General features: G+C 65.4%; 15 protein-coding genes. 7 read left to right on the top strand and 8 right to left on the bottom strand.

Annotated elements, in window-relative coordinates:
- From VFG49_RS15910 to VFG49_RS15925, 4 genes are all read left to right on the top strand, one after another.
- A partial coding sequence (locus VFG49_RS15910; RefSeq protein ID WP_324862282.1) for a TonB-dependent receptor domain-containing protein occupies window positions 1-1,497 on the top strand: 1,497 nt, incomplete at its 5' end.
- Window positions 1,498-1,705: 208 nt separating this feature from the next.
- Window positions 1,706-2,740 carry a cupin-like domain-containing protein gene (locus VFG49_RS15915; RefSeq protein ID WP_324862284.1) on the top strand — a complete coding sequence of 345 codons (1,035 nt, stop codon included), beginning with the start codon at window positions 1,706-1,708 and terminating at the stop codon, window positions 2,738-2,740.
- Between the two features lie 76 nt (window positions 2,741-2,816).
- On the top strand, window positions 2,817-5,102 hold the full coding sequence (locus tag VFG49_RS15920; protein WP_324862286.1) for a family 20 glycosylhydrolase: 2,286 nt from the start codon (window positions 2,817-2,819) through the stop codon (window positions 5,100-5,102).
- 2 nt (window positions 5,103-5,104) lie between these two features.
- Window positions 5,105-6,169 carry an acyltransferase family protein gene (locus tag VFG49_RS15925; RefSeq protein WP_324862330.1) on the top strand — a complete coding sequence of 355 codons (1,065 nt, stop codon included), beginning with the start codon at window positions 5,105-5,107 and terminating at the stop codon, window positions 6,167-6,169.
- On the opposite strand, the gene VFG49_RS15930 is transcribed toward VFG49_RS15925, so the two are convergent.
- From VFG49_RS15930 to VFG49_RS15965, 8 genes are all read right to left on the bottom strand, one after another.
- Entirely contained in the window at window positions 6,159-7,517 is a 1,359-nt protein-coding gene (locus VFG49_RS15930) for a diguanylate cyclase (protein WP_324862288.1), read from the bottom strand. The two genes, VFG49_RS15925 and VFG49_RS15930, sit on opposite strands and share 11 nt — an antisense overlap.
- 256 nt (window positions 7,518-7,773) lie before the next feature.
- Window positions 7,774-9,165 carry a sugar porter family MFS transporter gene (locus VFG49_RS15935; protein WP_324862290.1) on the bottom strand — a complete coding sequence of 464 codons (1,392 nt, stop codon included), beginning with the start codon at window positions 9,163-9,165 and terminating at the stop codon, window positions 7,774-7,776.
- Window positions 9,166-9,227: 62 nt separating this feature from the next.
- A complete protein-coding gene (locus VFG49_RS15940) occupies window positions 9,228-10,136 on the bottom strand; it encodes an SMP-30/gluconolactonase/LRE family protein (RefSeq protein ID WP_324862292.1) in 909 nt (302 codons plus the stop codon).
- Complete coding sequence (locus VFG49_RS15945; protein WP_324862294.1) at window positions 10,133-10,897, bottom strand: SDR family oxidoreductase; 765 nt, start codon at window positions 10,895-10,897, stop codon at window positions 10,133-10,135. Before VFG49_RS15945 ends, VFG49_RS15940 begins: the two co-directional genes overlap by 4 nt.
- A 2-nt stretch (window positions 10,898-10,899) precedes the next feature.
- On the bottom strand, window positions 10,900-12,048 hold the full coding sequence (gene dgoD, locus VFG49_RS15950) for a galactonate dehydratase (RefSeq protein WP_324862296.1): 1,149 nt from the start codon (window positions 12,046-12,048) through the stop codon (window positions 10,900-10,902).
- Window positions 12,045-12,683, bottom strand: coding sequence for a 2-dehydro-3-deoxy-6-phosphogalactonate aldolase (locus VFG49_RS15955; protein ID WP_324862298.1), 639 nt, complete (start codon window positions 12,681-12,683; stop codon window positions 12,045-12,047). Before VFG49_RS15955 ends, dgoD begins: the two co-directional genes overlap by 4 nt.
- A 4-nt stretch (window positions 12,684-12,687) precedes the next feature.
- Window positions 12,688-13,611: a 2-dehydro-3-deoxygalactonokinase gene (locus tag VFG49_RS15960; protein WP_324862301.1), complete on the bottom strand. Its 924-nt coding sequence runs from the start codon at window positions 13,609-13,611 to the stop codon at window positions 12,688-12,690.
- Entirely contained in the window at window positions 13,608-14,333 is a 726-nt protein-coding gene (locus tag VFG49_RS15965) for a FadR/GntR family transcriptional regulator (protein ID WP_324862303.1), read from the bottom strand. The genes VFG49_RS15960 and VFG49_RS15965 overlap by 4 nt, the downstream gene beginning before the upstream one ends.
- A 399-nt stretch (window positions 14,334-14,732) precedes the next feature.
- Here VFG49_RS15965 and VFG49_RS15970 point away from each other — a divergent pair, with 399 nt between their 5' ends.
- From VFG49_RS15970 to VFG49_RS15980, 3 genes are all read left to right on the top strand, one after another.
- Window positions 14,733-15,884 (top strand): aldose epimerase family protein, encoded by a 1,152-nt coding sequence (locus VFG49_RS15970; protein ID WP_324862305.1) that lies wholly within the window; start codon window positions 14,733-14,735, stop codon window positions 15,882-15,884.
- A gap of 95 nt (window positions 15,885-15,979) precedes the next feature.
- On the top strand, window positions 15,980-17,164 hold the full coding sequence (locus VFG49_RS15975) for a 1,4-beta-xylanase (RefSeq protein WP_324862307.1): 1,185 nt from the start codon (window positions 15,980-15,982) through the stop codon (window positions 17,162-17,164).
- A gap of 102 nt (window positions 17,165-17,266) precedes the next feature.
- A complete protein-coding gene (locus VFG49_RS15980; RefSeq protein ID WP_324862309.1) occupies window positions 17,267-20,059 on the top strand; it encodes a TonB-dependent receptor in 2,793 nt (930 codons plus the stop codon).
- Window positions 20,060-20,119 lie beyond the last annotated feature (60 nt).

Here is a 20,119-nt window from a genome sequence, read left to right on the forward strand (position 1 = left end):
CAGGCCGACGGCGAGTACGACTTCGACAACGCCGGCCCGCTCTCCAGCCTGCAGTTCGGTGCGCGCTACGCCCGTCACAACCACGACAGCCCGACCGCCGTCGGCCAGGGCCCGAACTGGGCGTCGGCCGTCGACTTCAACCCGAACTCGCCGCTGTGGCCGTCCTCCAGCGGCAACTACCCGAGCAGCTTCGGCAGCGATCTGGGCGTGGGCCAGATGCCCGGCAGCATCTGGTACTGGTCGCCGGCGCAGCTCAAGGAGCTCAACGCGCTGTACGCGAACCGCGCCAGCAGCGGCCCGAACTCGCGCTTCTATCCGAACGACATCTACGCGATGAAGGAAGACAACAGCGCGTACTACTTCCAGGCCAACTTCAGCGGCGATCGCTGGAGCGGCAATGCGGGTGTGCGCTATGTCTCCACCAACGAAAACATCGGCTACACCGCGGGCTCCATCCAGGAAACCTCGCACGGCGGCCAGATGTGTAACTCGCCCTGGTATCCGTGCGGTACGGACGGTTCGGGCGGCTGGTACTGGAACTACTACCAGCACCACTACGGCAAGCTGCTGCCGAGCTTCAACCTGAAGTTCAACCTCACCGAGGATGGCAGCCTGCTGGCCCGCTTCGCCGCTTCGCAGACCATGACGCGCCAGGACTACGGCCAGCTGGCTGGCTTCCTCTCGCTGAGCGATCCGCAGGCAGCGGGTGAGCTGGGTGGCGGCCTGGGTCCGAACCCGTACCTGAAGCCGATGGTGTCCACCAACTTCGATGCAGCGCTGGAGTGGTACTTCGCTCCGCGTGGCCTGCTGTCGGCCAGCATCTACACGATGGACCTCAACAACTACTACGACTACGGCACGGTCACCAAGACGTACCTCAACAACTACCTGACCTATGGCGTCAGCAACCCGACGCACACGCCGGTATACAGCCAGTACCTGATCAGCCAGCCGGTGAACGTCAACGGCACGCTGAAGGGTGTGGAACTGAACTACGTGCAGCCGATCGGCGAGAACTTCGGCACGCAGGTCAGCTACACCTACTCCAACGGCCACACCTCGGGCGGCACCTACCTGTACAACGGTGACGGCAGCTACGGCAACAACGTGGCCGCGGGCACCCGTCCGCTGTACGGCACCTCGAAGAACACGGTCAATGCATCGGCCTTCTTCGAGAACGACCGCTGGAACGCTCGCATCAACTACACGTACCGCTCGTCGTTCTACGACGGCATGATGCCGGTCACCGCAGGCACCCTCGGCAACACCATGCCGCTGCTGCCGTACTACCAGGCGGGCACCGGTTACCTGTCGGCATCCATCGGCTACACGCTCAACGAGCACGTGAGCTTCTCGTTCGATGCGATGAACCTCAACAACCCGACGCTGCGTTACTACGTGTACGGCCACCAGGCCGGCCTGGACTTCGGCAAGGTGCCGGAAGCCTTCTACACGAACGGTCGCCAGTACTACCTGACCGCGAACTTCAAGCTCTAAGGTTTCTTCCCGCCAAGGACCTGGCACGATTGCCAGGTCCGCTTTTTCCCTCGGCATCACTGGCGGGAGGAAGGGACGGGGAAAGAACGGTTACGATGTCATCCGCTGCGATGCCGGGTCACCGGCATCGCAGTTTTTGTATCGGTCGCCGCCTGTCGTGCGGCGACGCAGTCAAGATGCATGGCGAGTGCATCGCGGAGGATGGGTCATGAGCGAGCATGCCGATGCGGCAACCGCACCCGAGGCCATCGAGGAATACCACGTGGTGCCCGGGCATCCGCTGGGGCTGCAAGACCTGGTTGGCCGCAACCGCCCGCTGGTGATTCGCGGCCTGGTTCGCGACTGGCCATTGGTGAAGCTGGCGCTGGAATCGGATACCGCGTTTGCACAGGGCATCGCCCAGTGGGACAACGGCACCGATGTCAGCACGCTGATGGTTGCTCCCGAGGCCGATGGCATCATCGGCTATACACCCGACATGAACGATTTCAGTTACCAGCACTTCAAGGTGCCGGTGACGCTCGGCCTGCAACGCCTGGCCAATTACAGCCGGCGCCCGAATGCGCCGGGCCTGGTGATCCAGAGTGCCGTGATCAAGGAATGCGTGCCGGGCTTTCTCGCCGAACACGCGTTGCCGTTTCTCGATCCCGGCGTGGAACCGCGCCTGTGGATGGGCAACAAGGTCACCACGCCGACGCATTTCGATTCGCAGCACAACATTGCCTGCGTGGTGTGCGGCGTGCGCCGTTTCACGCTGTTTCCGCCGGAACAACTGCCCAATCTCTACATCGGCCCGCTGGATTACGCGCCGACCGGCGCCGCCATCAGCATGGCGCGCCTGGACCAGCCGGACGATCCGCGTTACCCGCGCCTGAAAACCGCCCTGGCCGCCGCGCAGGTGGCCGAACTGCATCCGGGCGACGCGATCTACATGCCGCCGCTGTGGTGGCACAACGTCGAATCGCTGCAGCAACTCAACGCCCTGGTGAACTACTGGTGGGCCACCATCGATGTCGAGGGCTACAACCCCGGCCACGCGCGAGCGGCGCTGTACCACTGCCTGCTTGCCTTCCGCGGACTGCCCGCCGCCGAGCGGGCCAATTGGAAACACCTGCTGGACCACTACGTCTTCGGTGACGACGACGCCGTGGCGCACATCCCCGAACAGCGTCGCGGCGTACTGGCGCCGCTCACTGCCGAAACCGTGGAACTGCTGAAGCTAGGGGCGCGTGCGCATCTGTGAAAGCGCGCGCACTTCGGCAAACAGCAATGAAGCACTCGTCCGTCCGCCGGCCAACCCAGCCATCAGGAACCCCTTCGTGAAAGCCATCGGCCTCATCTTCAGTCTTGCCCTGGTGGGCGCGGCCCATGCGGCCACGCTGCCACTGCTTCCGGCTCCCGCCCAGGTAAACACCGGTACCGGTGGCTTCACGGTGACAGCGCAGACGCCCGTCGTGGTGGATGGCAATGACCAGGCGGCGCATCGCGCGGCCGACTATCTGGCCGGACTCACCCGTCGCACGCGCCATCTTGCCCTCCAAGTGGCCAACGGACCTGCGAGCGGGGCGGCTATCGTGCTGCAGCGCGATCCGCGCGCGCCCGTGAGCAGCGACGAAGGCTACGTGCTCGATGTCACGCCGCAAGGCATCCGCATTGTGGCGCGAGGAGAAGCGGGCCTGTTCTATGGTGCCGTCACCGCGTGGCAGTTGCTGTCGCCAGCCAGCGGCGAGGGCGACGTCCGCGTGGAATCCGTGCACATCCAGGATCAGCCCCGCTTCGCCTGGCGCGGACTGATGCTCGATTCGGTACGCCATTTCCAGACGACGGACGAAGTGCGCACGGTCATCGACCAGATGGCTCAGCACAAGCTCAATGTATTGCACTGGCATCTCACCGATGACCAGGGTTGGCGCATCGAGATCAAGAAGTATCCCGAACTCACGCGCATCGGGGCCTGGCGCACGCCGCCGGGTGCCGGCAAGAACGGCGAGCCGCTGCGCTATGGCGGCTTCTACACGCAGGATGAGATCCGCGCCATCGTCGCCTATGCGGCCGACCGTCACATCACGATCGTGCCCGAGATCGACATGCCCGGCCACGCGCAGGCCGCGGTGGCGTCCTATCCGGCGCTCGGCGTCACCGGCACGCGTCCGCCGGTGTCGGTGGACTGGGGCGTCAACCCCTATCTCTACAACGTCGACGACCACACCATCCGCTTCCTGGAGGACGTGCTGGACGAAGTGATGGCGCTGTTCCCGTCGACCTACATCCACGTCGGTGGCGACGAGGCCGTGAAGGACCAGTGGCAGGCTTCCGCCGCTGTGCAGGCGCGCATACGCGAACTCAAGCTCAAGGATGAGAACGCCATGCAGAGCTGGCTCATCGAGCAGATGGGCCAATACCTCGCGGCGCACGGCCGACGCGTGATCGGTTGGGACGAGATTCTCGAAGGCGGCGTGCCGCCGAGCGCCACGGTGATGTCGTGGCGTGGCACCAAGGGCGCGATCGAAGCGGCGAAGCAGGGGCACGATGTCGTGCTGTCACCCGCGCCGCAGTTGTATCTCGACCAGATGCAGAGCGATCTCGCCGACGAAACCACCGGCCGCCTGCCGTCGATGTCGCTGCAGAGCTATTACGACTTCGAGGCTGTGCCGAAGGAGCTCGATGCCGCGCAAGCCAAGCATGTGCTCGGCATGCAGGCCAACATGTGGACCGAACACATGCCCACGCTGCGCCACGTGGAGCACGCCGTGTTCCCGCGCATAGCGGCACTGGCCGAAGCGGCGTGGTCGCCGGCTTCGTCGCATGACTGGAACGGCTTCCTCGATCGCTTGCCCGCGCAGTTCGCACGCTATCGCGCACGGGACATCGGCTACGCCGACAGCGCCTTCGCCGCCGACATCGAAGTGGACCGCAACCTGGCCATCAGCAGTGGCGCGGCGAAAGTGACGCTGTCCAACCAGACGCGCCATGGCAGCCTGCACTACACCATCGACGGCAGCACGCCGACGGCCAGCTCGCCGCTCTACGTCAATTCGTTCACGGTGAAGCTGCCGACCACGGTGAAAGCTGTCGCGCTGGGGGCAGATGGCGCGCCGCTTGCACAGGTGCGCCAGCGTGCGCTTGACCTGGTTTCCCTGCGCACGCGCGGTACGGCCGAGATGGACAACTGCCCGGGCAGCGATTTCCGCCTGCGCATACAGCCCTCGCCCGATGCCACCAGCATGGCGCCGAGCTACGTCGTCAACGTGTTCGACAATTGCCGCATGTACCCCGCGGCGGCGCTCGACGACATCACCAGCATTCGCGTGAACACCGCCCGCCTGCCACGCAACTACCAGCTGGCGCACGAACAGAAGCTGGTCGTCGAACACAAAGGCGCCACGCCGCAGGGTGAACTGGTGGTGCACCTTGACACCTGCAAGGGCAAGACGCTGGCCACGCTGCCGTTGCCTGCCGGTGGCGCCGAGTCGTTCACGCTGCAGGGTCCGCTTGCCGCGCAAGCCGGCGTGCATGACCTGTGCATGGTATTCACCGGCCCCATCACCGGACCGTTGTATGGCATCGGCTCGGCCACGCTGGTGCCGGCGGACGGCAAGCCGTGAACATGCTGCGCCGCCTCGGCTCCGTGGATGCATTGCGGGGCTGCACGGTGGCGTTGATGTTGCTGGTCAACGATCCGGGCGACGGCGAGCATGTGTACTGGCCACTGGTGCACGCGCAATGGCATGGCTGCACGCCGACCGACCTGATGTTTCCGTTCTTCCTGTTCGTGGTGGGCGTATCCATTGCGCTGGCGATCGGGCCGCGTGTGGAGCGCGGCGAGGATAAAGGTGCATTGACGCGTGCGGCCATGATGCGCGCCTCGCGCATCCTGTTGCTTGGCGTGGCGATCAACGTGCTGGCCTGGCTGGCAATGCCGGAAGCACACCTGCGTTTCCCGGGCGTGCTGCAACGCATCGGCGTGTGCTTTGCCGGCGCGGCGTGGTTCGCCATCTACAGTAGTGTGCGTGCGCAGTGGGCGGCGATCGTGGCGATCCTGCTGGGCTATTGGGCATTGCTGCTGGCGGGCGGTACGCTGGAGCCCTTCGTGAACATCGTCGATCGTGTCGATTTCGCCATCTTCGGACACGCCGTCTACCAGACCGATCCGATCACCGGTCGCGGCCATGACCCCGAAGGCCTGCTGGGCTGCTTTCCGTCACTCGCGACCAGCCTGCTCGGTCTGCGCGCGGGACAATGGCTGCGCGATGGAAAGGTGAAAGCGCTGCTGACCATGAGCGTACTCTTGCTGGTGCTTGGCGGCGCATGGTCACTGGTATTCCCGCTCAACAAGAACCTGTGGACGTCCTCGTTCGTGCTGTGGACGGGCGGCCTGGCGATGCTGGCGCTGGTGCTGTTCCATCTGCTGGTGGATCGGGGCGAGTGGCCGGCGGTCGGTCGCCGCTTCGGCATGAATGCCGTGGCCGCTTATGCCGGTTCCGAGCTGATGCAGATCCTGATGCCTGCGCTTGGCATCCAGCAGCCGCTCTACCAACACGCCTTCGCCGGATGGATCACGCCGCTGGCCGGCCCGTACATCGCTTCGCTGGCGTATGCGCTGGCGTTTGTCGCGGTGTGGTGGCTGATCGTGGTCGCGCTGGACCGCAGGAAGATCCATCTCAAGTTGTAAGCGGCTTGCGGTTCGCCAGCATGCCCTCGTCGCCCGGCTCCGCAGCCATGCAGACGCCGTTGCCACCCAGCTTTTTCGCGCGGTACATGGCGTCGTCGGCGGCCCGGGTGAGGCTGCGCGATTCGTCGCCATGTTCCGGATAGGTAGCCACGCCGACGCTGGCGCACACCTTCAGCGGTTCATCGCTGATCGGGAACGATTCGCCTAGTGCCAGGCGCAGCTTGTCCGCCACCACCAGGCTGTCGCCGGGGGCGTGCAGGCCGTTCAACAGCACGACGAATTCATCGCCGCCGACGCGGCCCACCACATCGCCTTCGCGCACGACGCGACGAATGCGCTGGGCGACCTCGCAGAGCAGCACGTCGCCGACGTGATGCCCGAAGCGGTCGTTGACGTCCTTGAACTTGTCCAGGTCCAGATAGAGCAGGGCGAGGCATCGGCCGAATCGCCGCGCTTGTTCCAGCGCCGCTTCGAACTGCTGGTAGAACAGGTCGCGGTTTGCCAGGTCGGTCAACGGGTCGTGACGCGCGATATGGTGCAGCCGCGCTTCGGCCTGCTTGCGCTCGATGGCGGCGGCGACCTGCGTGGAGACGAACTGCAGCAGCTCCTTGTCGCCTTCGGTGTAGCTGGTGTCCGGCGAGTAGCTTTGCACGACGAGTGCGCCGACGGTGGTTCCACGCGAGGTCAGCGGCACGCCCAGCCAGTGCACGGCATCCGTGCCCACCACGGGCAACGCCGGGTCGGTCGGTTGCGCCGGCGTGAACAGCAACGGCTGGCCGCAGCGGATCAGCTCGCCGGTGAGCGTGCCCGAGTCCAGCGGCTGCGGCGGCGGGCGTTCGTCGCGTTCATCGACGAAATAGGGAAAGCTCAATTCGTTGCGCGCGCGGTCGTACAAGGCCACGAAGAAATTGTCGGCCGGCAGCAGGCCGCCGATGATGCGGTGGATGTGTTCGTACAGCGACGGCAGGTCGTCGCTGGCGTGTGCTGCCTCGGAAATGGCGTGCAGCGCCGCCGTCATCGACTCGGCGCGCTTGAGTTCGGTGATGTCGCGCGCAATGGCTATGCGCATGCGTTCGGTCGCCGACCAGCGCGCTGACCACATGATGTGCACCACCTTGCCGTCCTTGCGCAGGTATCGGTTCTGGAAGTGCGACTGCGGATGTCCATCCATGATCGCCGCGGCGACGCGCAGCGTCAGCTCGCGATCCTCGGGATGCACCAGTTCGATCATGCGCCGGCCGATCACTTCCTGCGGCGTGTAGCCAAAGATGCGCTCGTAGCTGGCGCTGACGAAAACGTAGCGGCCCTCCTCGTCCACCACGCAGATGGCGTCCCAGAGGAGGTCCATGATTCGGGCAAGCGTGGAGGGCAGCGGCGCGGGCATGGTGCTAGCCCATGCCGTCGCGCGGGAAATCGCGGTGCCGCGGCGTCGACGGGCCGTGGCCCGAAGACGGGTGAAGCCAGATGGGGATGTGGCGGGCGGTCATGGCTGGCGTGGCGATAGAAGAACCTGGCGTGGCTCCAATATAGGCGCTCAGCCGTCGCGCCGCACGCGTGACGCGGACACCGGGGCTTCATGGACTGCCCCGGTGCCGCGGCATGGCTTACTGCCCGATATCACGCAGCCGCTTGCCGGCCATCAGGTTGCGCTCGATCTGCTCCAGCGTGACGCCCTTGGTTTCCGGCACCAGCCAGAACGTGAGCACGATGAACACCGCGTTGAGCGCACCGTACAGCCAGAACGTGTTGGCGTTGCCGATGCCGTTGAGCAGGCTGAGGAAGGTGAAGCCCACGATGAGGTTGCAGCCCCAGTTGGTGAAGGTGGAGCAGGCGATGCCGAAGTCGCGGCCCTTCAGCGGCTGCACCTCCGAGCACAGCGTCCACACCAGCGGGCCGGCGGACATGGCGAAACCGACGATGAAGATCAGCAGCATGGTCACGGTGAAGATCTGCGTGCCGTGGCCGTGGATGCCGTTGTGCATCATCAATCCCACAAAGCCAAGACCCGCCGCCATCACCGCAAAGCCCGTGTAGAGGATCGGCTTGCGGCCCCAGCGATCGATCAGCGCGATGGCGATGAAGGTGGCCAGCACATTGGTAAGGCCTACCAGCGCGGTGAACCACATCTGCGCCGACGTGTCGTAGCCCATTTCCTTGAAGATGCGCGGTGCGTAGTACATCACCACGTTCATGCCGGTGAACTGCTGCATCAGCTGCAGCAGTACGCCCAGGCCCACCGAGCGACGGAAGTTGCGGTTCTCCAGGAACAGGTGCCAGCCGCGTTGCGGCGTCTTGAGCTGCTCCTCGATGTCGGCCGCTTCGCGCGACACTATCGTGCTGTCGCCACGCAGGCGCTGCAGCACGTCGAGTGCTTCATCGCGGCGGCCGCGCATCATCAGCCAGCGCGGGCTGTCCGGCAAAAACATCACGCCGATCAGGAACAACACGCCCGGAACGGCGATGACGCCCAGCATCCAGCGCCACGCACCGTAGTAGCTCAGCGCGGTATCGGACAGGAATGCCACCAGGATGCCGATGGTGATCATCAGCTGGTAGGTGGAGATCATCGCGCCGCGGATATGCTCCGGTGCGACCTCCGCCAGGTACAGCGGTGCGGTGAACGTGGCCACGCCGATGGCCAGGCCCAGCACCACGCGCGCGGCGATCAGTGTTTCGGGCGACCATGCGAAGCCCGACAGCAGCGAGCCCAGCACGAACAGCACGGCACCCAGGATCAGCGAACGCTTGCGGCCCAGTGTGGCAGAAAGCCAGCCAGCGGCCACGGCGCCGAAGGCTGCGCCGAACATCATGGAGCTGACGATCCACTCGATGGTGTGGTCGCTGACCTTGTACTCGTCCTGGATGAACTGGGTGGCGCCGGAAATCACGCCGATATCCAGGCCGAACATGAGTCCGGCGAGAGCGGCGAGCACGCATACGAAAATGACGGTGGCTTTCGATTGGGTCGTGGGTGGCGCTATGGCATTCGCATTCATGGCTGGTCTTCCCCCGCTGGCGATAGTGGATGCCCGTTGGGCTGTTGTGGTTCCGCGTTGTTTCAGGCGGATGCGATCACGTGTGGCGGCGGTCCCGGAAAACGCGGTTCGGGCAAGCCACCGACGTCCGAATGCACGGCAAACAGCGCGCCGGCGTACGGTTGTGCGGCGAGCGCAGCCTCATCGAGGCCGTCGCGCGCGCTGGTGATGTAGATAGTCGACAGTCCCGTGCCGCCGAACGCGACACGCGTGGGCTGCGAAGCCGGCACGTCGATGCAGCGATCCATGCGGCCGTCGCTGGTGTAGCGCACCACGCGTCCCAATCCCCATTGGGCGTTCCACAGGCCGCCTTCGCTGTCCACGGACGAACCGTCCGGCTCGCCGCGCGGTTCGTCCAGCTCGACGAAGACGTCGACCTCGCCCAGCTGGTCGCCGTAGTCGCAGCACTGGATCCTGCGCGTGGGCGAGTCGCAGAAATACATCGTGTCGCCATCGGGACTGAAGGCGACGCTGTTGCTGATCGCCACGCCCGGCAAGGGCAGGCGCTCTAGCGAAAGATCGTGATTCAAGCGCCAGAAGCCTCCCACCGGCTGCTTGGGGCCACCGCCCGGCGGCTCATGCAGCGTGCCGAACACGAAGCGGCCCTGGCGATCGCAGGCACCGTCGTTGAGGCGCGTGGGAAGCTCCGCTTCCACGTCCATCAGCGGCACGATGCGTTCGCTCGCCGGATGGAAGAAGGCCAGCCGCGTAGCCAGCCCCAGCAGAAGCCAGCCGTCGGCCTCGCACAGCGCGAAGCAGGCCAGTCGTTCGGGCATGTCCCACTGGTGCAGTGCGCCGTCGTGCGGACGGTAACGCCAGAGCGTGCTGGCGTGGATGTCGGTCCAGTACAACACCTGTTCGCGGTCGCACCACAGCACGCCTTCGCCCAGCGTGTTGTGCACCTGCATGGCCACGGTGGCGCGCGCGTTCATACCCAGCCGCCGTCCACGATGAAATCCTGGCCCGTGCACATGCGGCTGTCGTCGGCGGCGAGAAACAGCGCGGCGCGCGCGAGGTCATCGGCCATCAGGTAACCGGGCAGGCATTGCACGCGGGCAATCTCCGCCTTGCCGTCGTCGTCCAGCCACAGGCGCCGCTGCTTCTCGGTGATCACCCAGCCGGGCACCAGCGCATTGATGCGGATGCGATCGTGGCCAAGTTCGCGCGCCACGCCGTTCACCAGTCCGTGCACGGCGGCCTTGGCCATCGCATACATCGGATAGCCCGCGTTCTTCTTCATCCAGCCGGTGGAACCCAGGCAGATCACCGAGCCACCGCCCAGCGCGCGCATGTCCTCGCGCACAGCCTGCGTGGCGAAATACTGGTGGCGCAGGTTGATGGCGATGTTGCGATCGAATGCTTCCGGCGTGGTCTGGCCGAAGGTGTGGCGCACGTCGTTGGCCGCGTTGTTGACCAGCGCGCCGATCGGGCCGTGCGTCTTGCGGGCCTCGTCGATGGCCGATTGAAGTGCGGCAAGATCGGTCACGTCACAGGGCGTAAAGTGCGGCTGGTGCTTCGCATCGCCCAGGCCCGCGATCAACTGCGCCGCGCTGTCACGGTCGATGTCGACGAACGACACGCGGCTGCCCTGTCGCGCGAAGTGTTCCACGAACGCCGCGCCGATGCCGCTGGCGCCACCGCTGATGAAGACATGGCGATCCGTCAGGCTGGGATAGGTGGCGAACGACGACATGCTCACCACTCCGCCACGCTGCCGTCGCGATGACGCCACACGGGATTGCGCCAGCGGTGACCGACGACGGCGCGCTCGGCCACGTAGTCTTCGTTGACCGAAATCCCCAGGCCCGGGCCGTCGGGAATCGTCACGAAGCCATCCTGGTAGGCGAACACATTGCGGTCGTTGACGTAGTCGAGCAGGTCGTTGGACGCGTTGTAGTGGATGCCCAGGCTCTGTTCCTGGATGAAGGCGTTATGGCACACCGCATCCAACTGCAGATTCGCGGCCAGCGCGATGGGGCCGAGCGGACAATGCAGCGCGATGGCCACGTCGTACGCTTCGGCCATCGCCGCGATCTTGCGCGTCTCGGTGATGCCGCCCGAATGCGAGGGATCGGGCTGCAGGATGTCCACGCCGCCCATGCTCAGCACGCGCTTGAAGTCGTAGCGCGAGTACAGGCGCTCGCCCAGCGCGATCGGCGCGGGCGCGATGGCGGCAAGCTCGGGCAGCGCCTCCAGGTGTTCGGACAGCACCGGCTCCTCGATGAACATCAGCTTGAACGGTGCGAGTTCGCGCATCAGCACCTTGGCCATCGGCTTGTGCACGCGACCGTGGAAATCCAGGCCAATGCCGATGTGCGGACCGACGGCATCGCGGATCGCCTGCACGTTGGCCAGCACCTGCTCGACCTTGTCATAGGTGTCGACGTACTGCATCTCCTCGGTGGCATTCATCTTCACCGCGGTGAAGCCACGCGCCACCGCTTCCTGCGCCGAGCGGGCGGTGTCGGCCGGGCGGTCGCCGCCGATCCACGAATACACGCGGATGCTGTCGCGCACGCGCCCGCCAAGCAGTTCATGCACGGGTACGCCCAGATGCTTGCCCTTGATGTCCCACAGCGCCTGGTCGATGCCCGCGATGGCGCTCATCAACACCGGGCCGCCGCGATAGAAGCCGGAGCGGTACATCACGTTCCACAGGTCTTCGACGCGACGCGGGTCCTTGCCGATCAGGTAGTCCGACAATTCCTCGACGGCGGCGGCGACAGTGTGCGCGCGACCCTCGACGATCGGCTCGCCCCAGCCGCTGATACCGGCGTCGGTCTCAATGCGCAGGAACAGCCAGCGTGGCGGCACCAGGAAAGTGGAGAGGCGGGTGATCTTCATGCGGCAGTTCCTTTCGAAGCGAGGTGGGCCTGCCAGGCGTCGGCGAAGGCGCGCGCACGCGCGGCGACGTCGCTGACCGGGCGGCCGGGGGCGTAGAGCGAGGAGCCAATGCCGAAGCCACCGGCGCCTGCCGCGAGCCACGGCGCCATGGTGTCCGGCGCGATGCCACCTACCGGCATCACGGCCGTGCCGGCAGGCAGCACCGCGCGCCATGCCTTGAGCACGGCGGGGCTGGCCTGTTCGGCGGGGAAAAGTTTCAGCGCGTCGGCGCCCGCGTGCAGCGCGGCGAACGCCTCGGTGGGCGTCGCCACGCCTGGCACGCAATAAAGGCCGGCCTGCTTGGCCGTGCGGATCACATCCACGTCGGCGTGCGGCATCACGATCAGCCTGCCGCCAGCGGCGGCCACTTCGTGCACACGTGCCGGCGAAAGCACGGTGCCTGCGCCGATCAGTGCGCGATCGCCGAAGGCATCGGCGAGGCGGCGGATGCTTTCGCACGGCTCGGGCGAATTGAGCGGCACTTCAAGCACGCGGAAGCCGGCATCGATGAGCGCGTGGCCGACGTCGACCGCTTCGTCGGGATGCAGTCCGCGCAGGATGGCAATCAGGGGAAAAGAAGCAAGCCAGGCATCCATGGGGTCAAGCCGTTGCGGGGGGAGAGATCAATCGGGCTTCGCTGGCGATGCGCCACAGCCCATGCGCCGTGGTGTCGTCTGGCGCGTTGGCGATGCGCAGGTCGAAAGCACCGGCGGCGCGCAGGTAGCGCGCGCACAGCGCGTCGTCGCCAACCATGGTGACGGTGTCGTTCGGTTGCACCCAGCCGGCGGCCAGCGCCATGCGCAGTTCTTCGCCGATCAGCAGGCCCGAGAGGAAGTCGGCGACCGAGGTGGGCGCGAGCACGCCGTCGAGCATCAAGGTTCGCGCCGCGAACACGCGCGACAGCGCGCCGGCCGGGCCGCTGTCGCGTGCCATGGTCACGCCGCGCTGGAACGCGCTGTCGTCCGCCACCGGCGTGGGCAGCGCGGCACCGAGAATGGAATGCTGGTTGAGCAGGCCGTACAGCTCGCCCGTCATCACCGTGGCGAAGCCGCCGACCGCGCCATCCTGCACGCGCACCCATTTGCTGTGCGTGCCAGGAAGCAGCAGGCGCGCGTGGCTGGCGGCGCGTTCGTCCTGCGCCAGCACGCCGGCCACCTGGGTTTCCTCGCCACGCATCACGTCCGGGCGCGAGGGATCGCGCAGGCCCGGCACGATGTGCACGATGCGACCTTCGGCAGTGGCCAGCGGCGTCAGTGCGGCGGCGAGGCGATCGATGCGGACTGGAGTATCCAGATAAGGCACTTCCAGCCAGCCGTTGCGGCTGCCGACCATGCCGCAGGCGATCACCGGCGCGAGCGGCCAACCGTCGACGGCCTGGGCGAACGCATCGGCGAAGCCGTCGGCGGGAAGCTGGCGGATGCCGCAGGGCAGGGCGCGCACGGCTTCCACCTCGCCGCGCTCGCCGAAGCGGTACGCACGCAGGTGGGTGCTGCCCCAATCCAGCCCGATCAAGCGTGTGGTCACGCGCCCGCCTTCTTGCGCGCGCTCTTGCGGCTGCGCTGCAGGTTCGCCTGCGAATCGGCGATCATCGTGTGCATGGCCTTGCGTGCCACTTCGGGCTGCTTGCGGCGGATCGCGTCCAGCACCTTCTGGTGATGCGGCAGCGAATACTTGAAGTTGCCGGCGTTGCGCGCCGACAGCGCGAAGAACGTGCCCAGCGCCGTCTCCACCACCGAGAACAGCGACTGCAGCAGCTCGTTGCAGGTCGCGTGCAACACGGCCTCGTGGAACTGCAGGTCGGCTTCCGTCCATTCGTCCAGCGTCTGCGCGGCATCCATCGCCTGGAAGGCTTTGTCGATGGCGGCGAGCTGCGCAGTGGTACGGCGACGCGCGGCCGCGGCCGCGGCGGCCGGTTCGATCACCTCGCGCATTTCCACCAGCTTGTCGACGAAATCATCGGTGGGCATGGAAGCGCAGCGCCAGGCGAGCACGTCGGCATCGAGCTGGTTCCAGTAGCGCTCCTCCAGCACGCGGGCACCCACGCCCGTGCGCGACTCGATCAAGCCCTTGGCGGATAGCACCTTCAGCGCTTCGCGCAACGCGGTGCGGCTCACTTCCAGGCTTTCGGCCAGGGTTTCCTCGCGGGGTAGCACGTCGCCCGGCTTGACCTTGCCGCTGACGATGCGTTGCCCGAGTTCATGCATGACATGCCCGTACAGGCTGCGAACTGCGATCGGCTTCCTCATGAAATCCTCTGGCCCCCGTCCTCTTGATCGACCTGTTCCGCCGAGCCTTTCCAGGCTCGACCGGTTTGTCATACAAACTGACTATAAGCACTTTGTCCGCGTCCTGCCAAGCCGGTTTGTGTCTTCATTTCCTGCGTTGAGACCAAGGTCGTGGGCCTCTGGCGGCGGACCGTCGATGACGCATTGCAGAAATTTGCGACCGTTTACACGAAGCGGCGTTGTCGTGAGACACCGCCGCAGGCGCCTCACTACGGGGACATGGCGCTGGAAATCGGACGTCCAAACGCGTCATGTCGCGCTGCACAAAGCGCTTTTCCCGTGCCCGAGAACACTTGCACGATAATCATACAATGTGATTGCATGACTTATCCCGCGATACGCGAAGGGGACTCAAAGAACATGCAGCGTGCAGGACTGATGGGTTCGATACTTGGCCTGGCGACATTGTCGATGGCCGTGCATGCCTCGACGGATGCGAAGCGTGAAACGTTCGGCAACATGCCCGACGGCACGCACGTGGATGCCGTGGTACTGGACAACGGCCATGGCATGACGGCGCGCATCCTGGCGCTGGGCGCCAGCCTGCAGTCCCTCACGGTGCCCGACCGCAGCGGCAAGGGCGCGAACATCGTGCTCGGTTACGGCGCGCTGGACGGCTACCTGGAGGCGCCGCAGTATTTCGGTGCCACGGTGGGACGCTATGCCAACCGCATCGCCAAGGGACGCTTCACGCTTGATGGCCATGCGTACACGGTCCCGGTGAACAACGGCGCCAATTCGCTGCACGGCGGTACGCGCGGCTTCGACAAGGTGCTGTGGACTGTCGGCGAGGTGAAGCACGACGCCGACAAGGCCAGCGTCACGCTGAGCTACGTGAGCCCCGATGGCGACATGGGCTATCCGGGCAAGCTCACCGCCACGGTGACCTATACGCTGGACAGCGCCAATCGCCTGTCCATCGACTACGGCGCCACTACCGACAAGACCACCATCGTCAACCTCAGCAACCACGCGTACTGGAACCTCTCGGGCGAAGGCGCGGGCAGCGTGATGGAGCAACAGCTCACCATCGCGGGCGATGCCTACCTGCCGGTCGATGCGGGTTCCATTCCCACGGGCGAGATCCGCAAGGTGGACGGCACGCCGTTCGATTTCCGCCAGGCCAAGCCGATCGGCCGCGACATCCGCACCAATGACGTGCAGCTGCTCAACGGTCGCGGCTACGACCACAACTGGGTGATCAGCCGCACCGAAGCCACCGCGCCGCGCATGGTGGCCCGCGTGGAAGATCCCGCTTCCGGGCGCGTGCTGACGCTGAAGTCGGCGCAGCCGGGCCTGCAGTTCTACTCCGGCAATTTCCTCGACGGCACGACGGTGGGCACGGGCGGTCACGTTTATCGCCAGGGCGATGCCTTCGTGCTCGAACCGCAGCTTTACCCGGATACGCCGAACCAGCCTTCATTTGGTTCGGCGCGGCTGGAGCCCGGCCATGCCTATCGCAACCTGATCGTTTACGAGTTCACCACCGAGCCGGCGCGCGGCACGCGCTGACCCGACACGTTTCCACCACAAGGGCGCCGCCGGGCGCTCCAGGGATCGCTTTGTCCAAAGAAAGCGGTTTCGGTCTGAGTCATGGGGAGATTGCAATGAAGTACGCACTACTGGCGGTGACCATGGGGCTGGCGGCGACGTTCGCCACGCCGTCCCTGGCGCGCGACGCCAATGCGCGCTGGACGCCAGCCGAAGCCAAGACCTGGTACGCACAGCAATCCTGGCCACTGGGCAGCAACTACCTACCCGCCAACGCCATCAACGAACTGGAGATGTGGCAGGCCGACACGTTCGATGCCGAGCGCATCGATCTGGAGCTGGGCTGGGCGCAGAAGCTGGGCATGAACACCATGCGCGTGTTCCTGCACGATCTCCTCTGGCAGCAGGATCCGGCGGGCTTCAAGCAACGCATCGACCGCTTCCTCGCCATTGCCAGCAAGCACAACATCAAGCCGATCTTCGTGTTGTTCGATTCGTGCTGGGACCCGGAGCCGAAACTCGGCCCGCAGCATCCGCCGATTCCCGGCGTGCACAACTCCGGCTGGGTGCAGAGCCCGGGCGTGGCGATGACCGATGCCAGCCAGTACCCGCGCCTGGAAAACTACGTCAAGGACATCGTCGGCACGTTCGGCAAGGACAAGCGCATCCTCGCCTGGGACGTGTGGAACGAACCGGACAATCCGGGCGGCGGCAACTACGACCCGAAGGAACCCAGGGACAAGGTGGCGCTGGTCGCCAGGCTGCTGCCGCAGGTGTTTTCGTGGGCGCGCAGCGCGTCGCCGACGCAGCCGCTGACCAGCGGCGTTTGGCATGACGACGACTGGTCCGATCCGGCAAAGCTCAACGCGGTGGAACGCACCCAGCTCGAGCAGTCCGACGTGATCAGCTTTCACAGCTACGGCTGGCCCGAAGAGTTCGCCAGCCGCGTGCAGCAGCTGAAGGGTTATGGACGTCCGCTGATTTGCACCGAGTACATGGCACGCGGCGCCGGTTCCACCATCGACGGCGTGCTTCCGCTGGCCAAGAAGCTCGACGTGGGCATGGTGAACTGGGGCTTCGTGGAAGGTAAGTCGCAAACCATCATGCCGTGGGATTCCTGGCTGCGCCCCTACACGCAGCAGCCACCGACGCTGTGGTTCCACGACCTGCTGCACGGCGACGGCACGCCTTATCGCCAACGCGAGGCCGACATTCTCCGCGCGCTGTCCCACGCGCCGCGCGGCGTCGTGCCTGCCGAGGCGGCCACGTATCCGGCACAGGCCACCAGCAAGACGCATTGACGCTCGCCTTTTCCACGCGCCGTCCCACAACGGCGAATGCACAACGACAGCCGCCGGCCCACCCGGCGGCACACGACCGACCTCTGAGGGGAGGCTTCATCCATGTATCGCCATCGCATTCCCATGACCCTGCTCGCGACGATGATCGCCGCGGCGTTCGCCTCCGCCCACGCGGCTGACGCGCCGACGCCGGCACCAACCGATCCGCAGCAGCAGACCACCGACGCGCAGACCGGCCAATCCGGAGCGCAGAAGAAGCCGACCACCAGTGGCACCGAAGCATCCGCCCAGGATGCGGTGAACCTCTCAGGCGTGGTGGTGACACCGCTGCGCGAGAGCTTGCAGAGCGCGCAGACGATCAAGCAGGACTCGCGCATGATCGTCGACTCGATCGTCGCCGAGGACATTGGCAAGCTGCCGGACAACAGCGTGGCCGATGCCATGCAGCGCATCACCGGCGTGCAGATCGCGCAGGGTTTCCAGGGCGAGACCAGCTCGGTGGTGATCCGCGGCCTGCCCAACGTGATCACGACCTTGAATGGTCGCGAGATCTTCAGCGGTGTGGGTCGCTCGTTCGCATTCCAGAACCTGCCGGCGACGGCGGTGAAGACCGTGCAGGTGTACAAGACCAGCGAAGCGAGCCTGCCCGACGGCGGCATCGCCGGCATGGTGGACATGCAGCTGTACCGCCCATTTGATTTCGACGGCCCCAAGGTAGCCGCCACGCTCACCGGCACGCACAGCAAGTACGGCGACCACACCGATCCCAACGGCAGCTTGCTGCTGAGCGATCGCTGGAGCACCGACATTGGTGAGTTCGGCGCGCTGATGAACGTGGGCTACGACAAGCAGCACTACGCCTACAACGCCGTGTGGAATGACTTCCCGAAGGTGCTTACGGACGGCTCCCCTGCGCAGACGCCGATCCGCACCGGGGACGGCAACCTCATCTCGATGCCCAACGGCTTCGGCGCCGACTACAACATCGGCGACCGCACGCGCCAGGAATTCAACTACGCGTTGCAGTGGAAGCCCAACGACAGCACCGAAGTCTACGTCGAAGGCCTGTACGACTGGGACTCGGACAACTACAACCAGCCGTTCTACTTCAGCTTCCCGGTCGGCTCGGTCGCTCCGACCTCGGTGACCACAGGCAATAACTGCTACGCGAACCAGCTCACCGGTTCGCCGTATGAAGGCCAGACCATCTGCGACGCCACCAGCGGCAGCTGGACCGGCAACACCTACGCGGCCACCAGCACGCAGGCGCACCAGCAGTGGGGCCACGACATCCAGAACTCGATCGGCGCGAAGTGGCATGGCGACCGCCTGAAACTCTCCACCGACCTGTCGTTCAACTCCAGCTCGTTCCATGACCAGACCTTCATCGTAGACACCTTCCTGAAGGCACCGATCACAACGGTGTGGAATGGCGGAAATAGCTGGGCGCTGGCGGGCAACCCGGCCAACGATCCGTCGCAGTACTACCTCAATGGTCTGTTCCAGACCTGGAACAACCAGCGCGGCAAGCAGACCGCATGGCGCGGCGACGGCAACTTCGACCTCAACGGCGATTTCTTCCAGTACATGGATTTCGGCTTGCGCTATTCGGACCACAAGGCCGAGTACACGGGCAGCGTGGAAATCTCCACGCCGCCGCCGGGCGGCACCGGCGACATCTCGCTCAACCCGAACCCGGCCAACCAGGTCATCGCGCGCTTCCCCAACGGCTATTTCTGCAGCCAGCCGAGCACCGATGCCATCCCTGGCCACTGGCTGAGCGGTTGCTACAACTACCTCGTCAACAATGCCGACGCGATCCGCCAGCTCTATGGTCTGCCCGATGGCCTGGCCGCCGAGAACCCGGGCCGCTTCTATCACATCGACGAGAAGTCCTACTCCGGCTACCTGCAGTTCGCCTACGGCAACGAAATGTTTGGACTGCCGTATGACGGGTTGATGGGCATGCGCGTGGAGCGCGTCAAGCGCAACCTCGACGCGTTCTCCTATGACGCCTCGACCAACGTGTACTCGCCGCTGACGGCCGACACCAGCGCACCGGTATACCTGCCGAACGTCAGCTTCAACCTGCACTTCCGCGACAACCTGCAGTTGCGCCTGGTGGCGGCCAAGACGCTCACCTATCCGGGCTTTGGCCAGCTCAACCCGTCGCTGTCGCTCAACCCGGGCACCATCAACCGCGCCGGCGTCGCCAGCAGCGGCAACCCGGACCTCAAGCCGATCAAGTCGAACAACTACGACGCCTCGCTGGAGTGGTACTTCGCGCCGGCCAGCTATGTCAGCGGCGGCCTGTTCTATCGCGACATCAATGGCTACATCCAGAACTACGTGACGGACGTGACCATCGGTGGCCAGCCGTACCAGCTCAACTCGCCGCAGAGCGCGGGCTCGGGTCACCTGTTCGGTGGTGAATTCGCCTACCAGCAGTTCTTCGACTTCCTGCCGGAACCGTTCAACGGCCTGGGCGTGCAGTTCAACTACACCTACATCGACGGTTCCACGCGCTCGCCGCAGTACATCGGCGGCCCGGTGGTCACCTCGCCGTTGCAGAACGTATCCAAGAACAACGGCAATGCCGTGCTGATGTACGAAAAGTACGGCTGGTCCGCACGTCTTGCCTACAACTACCGCAGCCGCTTCATCGACGGCTTCAACCAGCCAACCGTGGCGGGCGTGAACGACGAGATCAAGCCAGCCAACCAGGTCGACTTCTCGCTCGGTTACGACATCAACCAGTACTTCACCGTGGTGTTCAACGCGACCAATATCTTCGGCGCCGACCTGCACCAGTACTGGGGTGATGGCGACACCCGTCCGCGCGACGTGCGCTATCAGGATCGCACCTACGGCCTGGGCGTGCGCTTCAAGATGTAACGTCTCCCTGCTGGCGGGCGGCGGTGGTGACATGCCGCCGTCCCGCCTTTTTTTCGGGCG

Origin of the sequence: Dyella sp., assembly GCF_035685885.1 — a bacterium.
Classification (GTDB): Bacteria; Pseudomonadota; Gammaproteobacteria; order Xanthomonadales; family Rhodanobacteraceae; genus Dyella.

Coding starts and splice junctions, on each gene's coding strand:
- VFG49_RS15930 (WP_324862288.1), bottom strand. CDS start 7,517: ATGGACCTCCTCTGGGACGCCATCTGCGTGGTGGACGAGGAGGGCCGC.
- VFG49_RS15925 (WP_324862330.1), top strand. CDS start 5,105: ATGCTGCGCCGCCTCGGCTCCGTGGATGCATTGCGGGGCTGCACGGTG.
- VFG49_RS15965 (WP_324862303.1), bottom strand. CDS start 14,333: ATGAGGAAGCCGATCGCAGTTCGCAGCCTGTACGGGCATGTCATGCAT.
- dgoD (WP_324862296.1), bottom strand. CDS start 12,048: ATGAAGATCACCCGCCTCTCCACTTTCCTGGTGCCGCCACGCTGGCTG.
- VFG49_RS15915 (WP_324862284.1), top strand. CDS start 1,706: ATGAGCGAGCATGCCGATGCGGCAACCGCACCCGAGGCCATCGAGGAA.
- VFG49_RS15955 (WP_324862298.1), bottom strand. CDS start 12,683: ATGGATGCCTGGCTTGCTTCTTTTCCCCTGATTGCCATCCTGCGCGGA.
- VFG49_RS15945 (WP_324862294.1), bottom strand. CDS start 10,897: ATGTCGTCGTTCGCCACCTATCCCAGCCTGACGGATCGCCATGTCTTC.
- VFG49_RS15935 (WP_324862290.1), bottom strand. CDS start 9,165: ATGAATGCGAATGCCATAGCGCCACCCACGACCCAATCGAAAGCCACC.
- VFG49_RS15980 (WP_324862309.1), top strand. CDS start 17,267: ATGTATCGCCATCGCATTCCCATGACCCTGCTCGCGACGATGATCGCC.
- VFG49_RS15970 (WP_324862305.1), top strand. CDS start 14,733: ATGCAGCGTGCAGGACTGATGGGTTCGATACTTGGCCTGGCGACATTG.
- VFG49_RS15975 (WP_324862307.1), top strand. CDS start 15,980: ATGAAGTACGCACTACTGGCGGTGACCATGGGGCTGGCGGCGACGTTC.
- VFG49_RS15940 (WP_324862292.1), bottom strand. CDS start 10,136: ATGAACGCGCGCGCCACCGTGGCCATGCAGGTGCACAACACGCTGGGC.